This window comes from Clostridium sp. AF21-20LB (assembly GCF_003478795.1).
GTDB lineage: Bacteria > Bacillota > Clostridia > Lachnospirales > Lachnospiraceae > Otoolea > Otoolea fessa.
This window is the reverse complement of record NZ_QUGD01000044.1, coordinates 1-6,307: the sequence shown is the minus strand read 5'-3', so window position 1 is coordinate 6,307 and position 6,307 is coordinate 1. Positions and strand designations below refer to the sequence as shown.

General features: G+C 39.7%; 7 protein-coding genes and 2 tRNA genes. 7 read left to right on the top strand and 2 right to left on the bottom strand.

The window, feature by feature from the left end:
- Positions 1–758 precede the first annotated feature (758 nt).
- From DWX76_RS13480 to DWX76_RS13450, 7 genes are all read left to right on the top strand, one after another.
- Positions 759–1,109, top strand: coding sequence for a hypothetical protein (locus DWX76_RS13480; RefSeq protein WP_118570868.1), 351 nt, complete (start codon positions 759–761; stop codon positions 1,107–1,109).
- A gap of 153 nt (positions 1,110–1,262) precedes the next feature.
- Complete coding sequence (locus DWX76_RS13475) at positions 1,263–1,547, top strand: hypothetical protein (RefSeq protein ID WP_118570867.1); 285 nt, start codon at positions 1,263–1,265, stop codon at positions 1,545–1,547.
- Between the two features lie 17 nt (positions 1,548–1,564).
- On the top strand, positions 1,565–2,359 hold the full coding sequence (locus DWX76_RS13470) for a hypothetical protein (RefSeq protein ID WP_118570866.1): 795 nt from the start codon (positions 1,565–1,567) through the stop codon (positions 2,357–2,359).
- On the top strand, positions 2,349–3,083 hold the full coding sequence (locus DWX76_RS13465) for an ATP-binding protein (protein WP_118570865.1): 735 nt from the start codon (positions 2,349–2,351) through the stop codon (positions 3,081–3,083). The genes DWX76_RS13470 and DWX76_RS13465 overlap by 11 nt, the downstream gene beginning before the upstream one ends.
- 159 nt (positions 3,084–3,242) lie before the next feature.
- Positions 3,243–4,037, top strand: coding sequence for a hypothetical protein (locus DWX76_RS13460; RefSeq protein ID WP_243022589.1), 795 nt, complete (start codon positions 3,243–3,245; stop codon positions 4,035–4,037).
- A 194-nt stretch (positions 4,038–4,231) separates the two neighbouring features.
- A complete protein-coding gene (locus tag DWX76_RS13455) occupies positions 4,232–4,387 on the top strand; it encodes a flagellar motor protein (protein ID WP_118570864.1) in 156 nt (51 codons plus the stop codon).
- A 141-nt stretch (positions 4,388–4,528) separates the two neighbouring features.
- Positions 4,529–5,848, top strand: coding sequence for a tyrosine-type recombinase/integrase (locus tag DWX76_RS13450; RefSeq protein ID WP_118570863.1), 1,320 nt, complete (start codon positions 4,529–4,531; stop codon positions 5,846–5,848).
- 99 nt (positions 5,849–5,947) lie between these two features.
- On the opposite strand, the gene DWX76_RS13445 is transcribed toward DWX76_RS13450, so the two are convergent.
- Positions 5,948–6,020, bottom strand: a tRNA-Gly gene (locus DWX76_RS13445).
- 13 nt (positions 6,021–6,033) lie between these two features.
- Positions 6,034–6,108: transfer RNA gene (locus DWX76_RS13440), tRNA-Pro, on the bottom strand.
- Between the last annotated feature and the right edge of the window lie 199 nt (positions 6,109–6,307).

The following is a 6,307-nucleotide window of genomic DNA, read 5'->3' as shown; positions in this document are numbered from 1 at the left end:
ATTTACATTCTTTTTCTTTTAAAGCTTTTTTCTAGTTCCTCTGCAATTATTTTGAATTTTTTTCTTTGGCATATTTATTGCTCATTATTTTCCTCCCCAAATTAACTAGTTCCTCTGCAATTATTTTGAATTTTTTTCTTTGGCATATTTATTGCTCATTATTTTCCTCCCCAAATTAACTATTATAGATTTATTGTAATTTCTTATCCTTATAAAATCAAGCTTTTCTATTACAATAGATTTCGCCCCTGCTCCTAACTACAATGAGGGCATAGCAATTAATTGTTAAATATTTTTAATTGCGTGCGCACTCAATGGATAGGAGCTATAATGAACAACTATATTGAAAAGTGGAATTATACTGACGTAACCACACGTATCAAGGCTTTACGCAAAAAGGGCAATCATTCTCTTACCTGGGCTTGTATGAAGTTACAAGAGCTGGACTATATTACCTCAGAGTCTACTTTATGCAAGTATGAAAATGGTAGGATCACAATCCCCCTTGAATTTATAGTCATTTGTTGCCGTTTATATGGATGTTCCGTTGAATATTTATTATTTGGCAAGGAAAATAACCCACCGCTTCACTAGATTTTAGACAGCTTTTCCCTTCATTGTCATAGCAGAATAATGGAGGGGAAGAAAAAAATGCCCTTTTCTTATATTGAAATTTTTCACAGGATTTATGAGCTATCATTAAATCAAGCATCGATGCAATCAAAGTTTCACGGACTTAGAAAGGAGGTCAAATATATATGTTGTCAATCGAGTGGATGAATGCGGCGAACCTCTTCACTTTCGCTGAGGTCAAGTACCCAACTTTCCTGAAGGATGTGGAACGTCTGGAAAAGACCTTTGAAATTGTGAAAAACACCGACGAGCGCCTCACGTCATGCTATGTACGCTCTTTGTTCATTTTAGTTGAGGATGATATGCGTGTTATCATTAAAGAGCTTGAACGAACCGCAGAAAGCACCTCAGAGGAAACCCTGAAAACTTCTTTGTTGGAATCACTGGATTCCTACAAAAAGCTCTTAGCGCGTTCGGAAGAACTTGAACTTGCTTTTATTCCATATCTCTTCTGTCCAGCTATGGAGGAAAGTTAAACGTATCTCTGGGAGGCTAGGGCAATCCTACCTCCCAGAAGATAAAGCCTTATGCTTCTAAAATCCTAGGCATTAGAGGCACAAAAGGAGGATTTACAAATCAGATTCTATTTATATGGCGCGGTACCTAATTACCGCAGAAAGGTGGACGAAATGGCTTCTCCAAGACTCTCATCTATATACAAAATTCTTAATAAAAAGGCAATTCCCTATGAAATTGATGGGAAATCCGGTACAAGTTACAGGGTAACGGTATCACAGAATGACGATGCAGATGTTTTAGAAGAAAAAGTTACCAAAGAGGTTTATGACTCTGTGGAAAAAAGTAAGGTATATTGTTTCTGGGGAACGAAACGTATCTTGAGGGATGGAAATATCCGCATCAGCTATGACTACGTAGAGCCGATTTCTGGCAATGAAAAAGCAATGACAAAGTAAGCAAATAGGAGGTTCTGATGGAAAAAAAGTCTTTTAAAGATTTCGTAACCCATATCAAGGAATCCTTACAGGGCGGGCTGGAAACAGCCCGTTCCGAGGGAATCCCCAAGAAAATTGCTGCAATCGTGTTTGGCATGATAGCACTCTCTCTCGTATTTGTTCTGCTTCTGAGAGCGCTGGACGTATTATTCAATGCGATATCCCAGTTTGTGAATCAGCATTTCCCTTCTATCGCTGCTGCAACCGCAGGAGGCAGCTTCTTATTCATGCGTCATAACGAGCGCAAGGAAGCACAACGTAAAGCTATGCAAAAACAGCAGTCTGAGTCCGATGTGCAGCGTCAACGCTTCGCGAAAGGATGCTATAAGCGAATTGGTAACTTCATCTATAGTCAGATTTGTACAATGCCAAATTTTCCAGATTTGACATCTCTGAACCGTCCGTTGCGACCGGAAGATATGGGAAACGAGAGAATGGATGCATATGTCATAAATGGAATTATTTATTTGAGGTATGCGCTTCCAAAGAGCGTTTCTGAACAACTTGATACTAAGCTGATTAGTTCTGTCATACAAGGATTGTTCGACCAGAAAATCCGAACCGGTGGTTTAGTTCCGTTTATGTCGGCGGGAGAAAATGACCATTTATTTGTTGAGAAAGTGGAGGACATGGCTACATACGTTGCATTAACTCTCGTGTTAGATTTTGACCAAACATACGTGCAACAACTCGCATACCAGCAAGCTATGAACGATCTCTTATCCCGTGAAAAGGCTGATATGACCTTAAAAGACAGCGATTATGATGAATGATTCGTCAATAATCTGCCCTTTCGTTAATGAAAAGTTTTATGAAGCAGGTGTTATCAAATGGGAAAAATGGGACATGGGAGGCGATGGACTTAGGATTTTGCTATCAGGTCCATCCGGTTCAGGTAAGACGACCTTAGCGCAATCAATCCTTTCAAAAACGGCGCTCCATCTTCCTCAGTGTCAAATATATGTTCTGGACTATAAAAATATAGATTTTTCCTATCTGTACGGTGCAAAACATTTTTACAGTTACGATAAAACAACGGATGGCTTTTTTGAATTTTACAATCTTTTTGAAAAGAGGTTAGAAACAAATGACAATTACAATTCATTAACCCCTTTGGTGCTGTACATTGATGAATATCCTTCCTGGGTCATTTCATTTGCTTCTAAAGAGCAGAAAGAAGTTCTTTCTAAAATGGCAAGGCTCTTAAATCTGAGCCGTGCAAAAAAAATCCATATCATTGTATCGGCTCAAAAGCCCCTTAATGAGCTTTTTGGAAGCGGCTCCCGAGAAAGTTTCTCTCACAAAGTGCTTCTTCAAGCGCCCTCGAAAGAAACTGTAAATATGCTTATGCCAGCTTACAAAGATGAAATTTCTGCTTGTCAAACGGGAGTTGGATATTGCACTGTGAATGATGCAAATCTAACTAAAATCAGAGTCCCCTTCCCACGTAACAAAGAAGCTATGCGAAAAGATTTATTGAAAGCAGTCAACCGATAGATACCGATTGTCAGGGCGCTGCCATGCGGAAGCATGGCAAGCAAGCCCTGACAGCCCTAAAGGGGCAGTATTAACCCTTTAGGGCACCTATGTGTCATGTGTTAATTCAAGCAGCAAAGAAGGTGTATAAAATTGCCTACACGCACCCGGAGGATGCAAGTGACTTGTAATAATCCAACTGAAAAAGGATTTACAAGTGAAAAAATCAAAGAAACGATGAACCGCTGGAAAACCGAATATTATTGCTTCTGTTTTGAAACCGGAGAAGAAGGAACCTACCATTTCCACCTGTACTGCTATTTCAAAAACCCCCAGTCAATCAAAACAATAAGCAAGGCTTTTGGAAACGCCCATATCGAAACGGTTCTGAACTCCAGCAGCCAGCAAAACAGAGACTATATCCGAAAAGAAGGAAAATACCTCGATTCCGAAAAGAAGGCTACAAACCATATTGAAACCTTCTTTGAAAGTGGAAAATGTCCTTCAGAAGATGAAGAAAAAACGGGCAGACGAACCGATATTGAATTGATGATCGCTCTAGTTGAGGACGGCGTTTCTAATGTCGAAATTATTCGGGCTATCCCAGCGATGGCGTTACGTATTCCAGCAATCGAACAGTATCGGCAAGCCTACTGGGAGGAACAGGGCAAAGAATATCGCCATATGACCGTATGGTATATCTATGGCAAAACACGAACCGGAAAAACTTCCTACGTTTATGCAAATCACGATGCCAGCGAAATATATTCTGTTGTGGACTATAAGGGTAATGGAATCTGGGATAAATATGATACCGCTCGCACGCGTGTACTGCTCCTAGATGAGTATCGTTCTCATCTCCCCTTTTCGCTCCTGCTCGCTCTATGTGATGGACAGCCTCTTACTCTAACTGCCGCTATGCTAACCGCGTTTGTCTACATGAGACAGTCTATATCATTTCAAATATACCTTTAGAAGACCAATATCCAAATATCCAACACGATGAACCCGATTCATGGGATGCCCTACTAGCCAGAATCAATAACATCCGCCACTATTATGATATTGGGAAATACAAAGATTATTCGGTAGAAGAATATTTCCACCGGGTAAATGATTTTATAGATTGTTCTCCCCAAGAACATCCATTTGAAGAAAGGAAGTAATTTATGAATGCTGTGACATTGTACTTTACGCCTCAAGAACTTGCTCATGTACGGGGCGTTGATATTTTGCAGATTTTCAAAGAAATAAAAAATCATACGTTGCCTGCAATCATGACTGATAAAGGGTTACGTATTCCAATCACTTATCAAGTAGATTAACAAGAGATACAACTTGCTTATCACTAAACTAAATTCCTAAACAAATATATATTATATGCTATTTTCATTTTAATTTCTTACTTATTCCTGTTAATTATAAAATGCCGCAAGCTGTATCATCTGGAAAGGATGGTACTTTTTTTGTGCAACTTTAACAACAAAGATTCAAACAAAAATGCTTCTATCTGGTCTTTTTTGTCAAATTATGATATAATGGATATAGATACAGGAGAGCTTTCCGAATATATCGAAATGAAAAAAACAGAGAAAGCAATCTTAACTCAGCACCTTGAAAATTTCTATCATATCTGGAAGAATAAACGCGGAGCATATGTTACCTATCTTCCTGACCCATCAAAACCGAAGGGGAGAAGGTCTATTTCTGCTTCTACCCAGGAAAAATTAGAACGAAAAATCATCGACTTTTACCTTGAGGCTCAACGCCATGAGGCAGAAACACAGCGTTTAAATAGCCTATGTACATTGCGGCAGCTGTACCCTCTCTGGTTACAATATAAGGCGTTAGAAACTACTGCCTCTAGTTATATCCGGCGGATAGATAACGATTGGCACGCCTACTATTTAGATGATCCAATCATTGATGAAAATATACTTCAATTTACAAAGGCTAGTTTGAAGGAATGGGCACTAACCAAAATCAAGAAGCATTCTTTCACTAAGAAGCAATATTACAACATGGCTTTGATTATCCGCCATACTCTTGAATACGCTGTTGACCGCGAAATACTTTCAAAAAATCCATACAATGAATTTAAAATTGATGGAAAGCTGTTTCGCAAAGTTAAGAAGCCGGAAGACGCTACACAGGTTTTTTTAACCTCGGAACGTCCTCTGATTGAAGCAGAAGCATGGAACGATTTCTATGAAAACAATCATAGTCCAGCGTTAGCAATTCCATTAGCCTTTCAAACAGGCGTGCGCCTTGGAGAATTAACCGCGTTAAAGACTACTGATATATGCCGTGATGGAAAATATCTCCATATTCAACGGATGGCTCAAAGGGTAGAACGTCAAAGGGAAGATGGTTCTTGGTGTCCAGCTTCGTGGACAACCGTTGAACACGTCAAGTCATCTGCTGGCGATCGTTATGTGTATCTTACCGTAGAGGCTAGGCGAATCCTTCAAATCATTATGGCTTTTAATAAAGAACATCATTTATATCAGGATGATTTTCTATTCTTCCAGAACGGGCGGCATATTACCCCGCTTGTAATAAGTAACTGCATTCGAAAATATTGCCATCACATTAATATAAATCAAAAAGGGATTCACAAAATAAGAAAAACGTATATTTCTGCTTTGCTTGATTCAGGTATTAATATTAATGAGATTCGCAAACAAGTCGGGCATGAGGACGAACGAACGACTTTACATAATTACAGCTTTAACCGTATTGAAACAGCTCAGAATGAGGCAGATATGGAACGGGCACTTTCTTAAATTAAGTCAACCCTACTCAACCCCGGAAACAGAATGTAAAAAACAAAAAAAGAAGCCGGAATCCTTTGAAATTAAAGGTTCCGGCATAAAATGAAAAAGAGCGCGAGACGGGACTCGAACCCGCGGCCTCGACCTTGGCAAGGTCGCGCTCCACCAACTGAGCCACTCGCGCATATTTGTAAGAATCGGGGTGACAGGATTCGAACCTGCGACCTCCTGGTCCCAAACCAGGCGCTCTAGCCAAGCTGAGCCACACCCCGTCATCCACGTTTATATTTGATTTTCTTGAAAGTTTATATACCTTCAAAACTGCACACTGAATTTCTTCTACTTTCTATCTTCCATCCTTCAGGAAATAACTTCCTCTTACCTATCCTTAACCATAACCTTTTGGTTAAGCCCTCGACCGATTAGTAACAGTCAGCTTCACGTATTACTACGCTTCCACCTCTGCCCTAT

Bases quoted from the DNA above. Each gene is read 5' to 3' on its own strand.
- DWX76_RS13480 (WP_118570868.1), top strand. From the start codon at position 759: ATGTTGTCAATCGAGTGGATGAATGCGGCGAACCTCTTCACTTTCGCT.
- DWX76_RS13455 (WP_118570864.1), top strand. From the start codon at position 4,232: ATGAATGCTGTGACATTGTACTTTACGCCTCAAGAACTTGCTCATGTA.
- DWX76_RS13465 (WP_118570865.1), top strand. From the start codon at position 2,349: ATGATGAATGATTCGTCAATAATCTGCCCTTTCGTTAATGAAAAGTTT.
- DWX76_RS13470 (WP_118570866.1), top strand. From the start codon at position 1,565: ATGGAAAAAAAGTCTTTTAAAGATTTCGTAACCCATATCAAGGAATCC.
- DWX76_RS13475 (WP_118570867.1), top strand. From the start codon at position 1,263: ATGGCTTCTCCAAGACTCTCATCTATATACAAAATTCTTAATAAAAAG.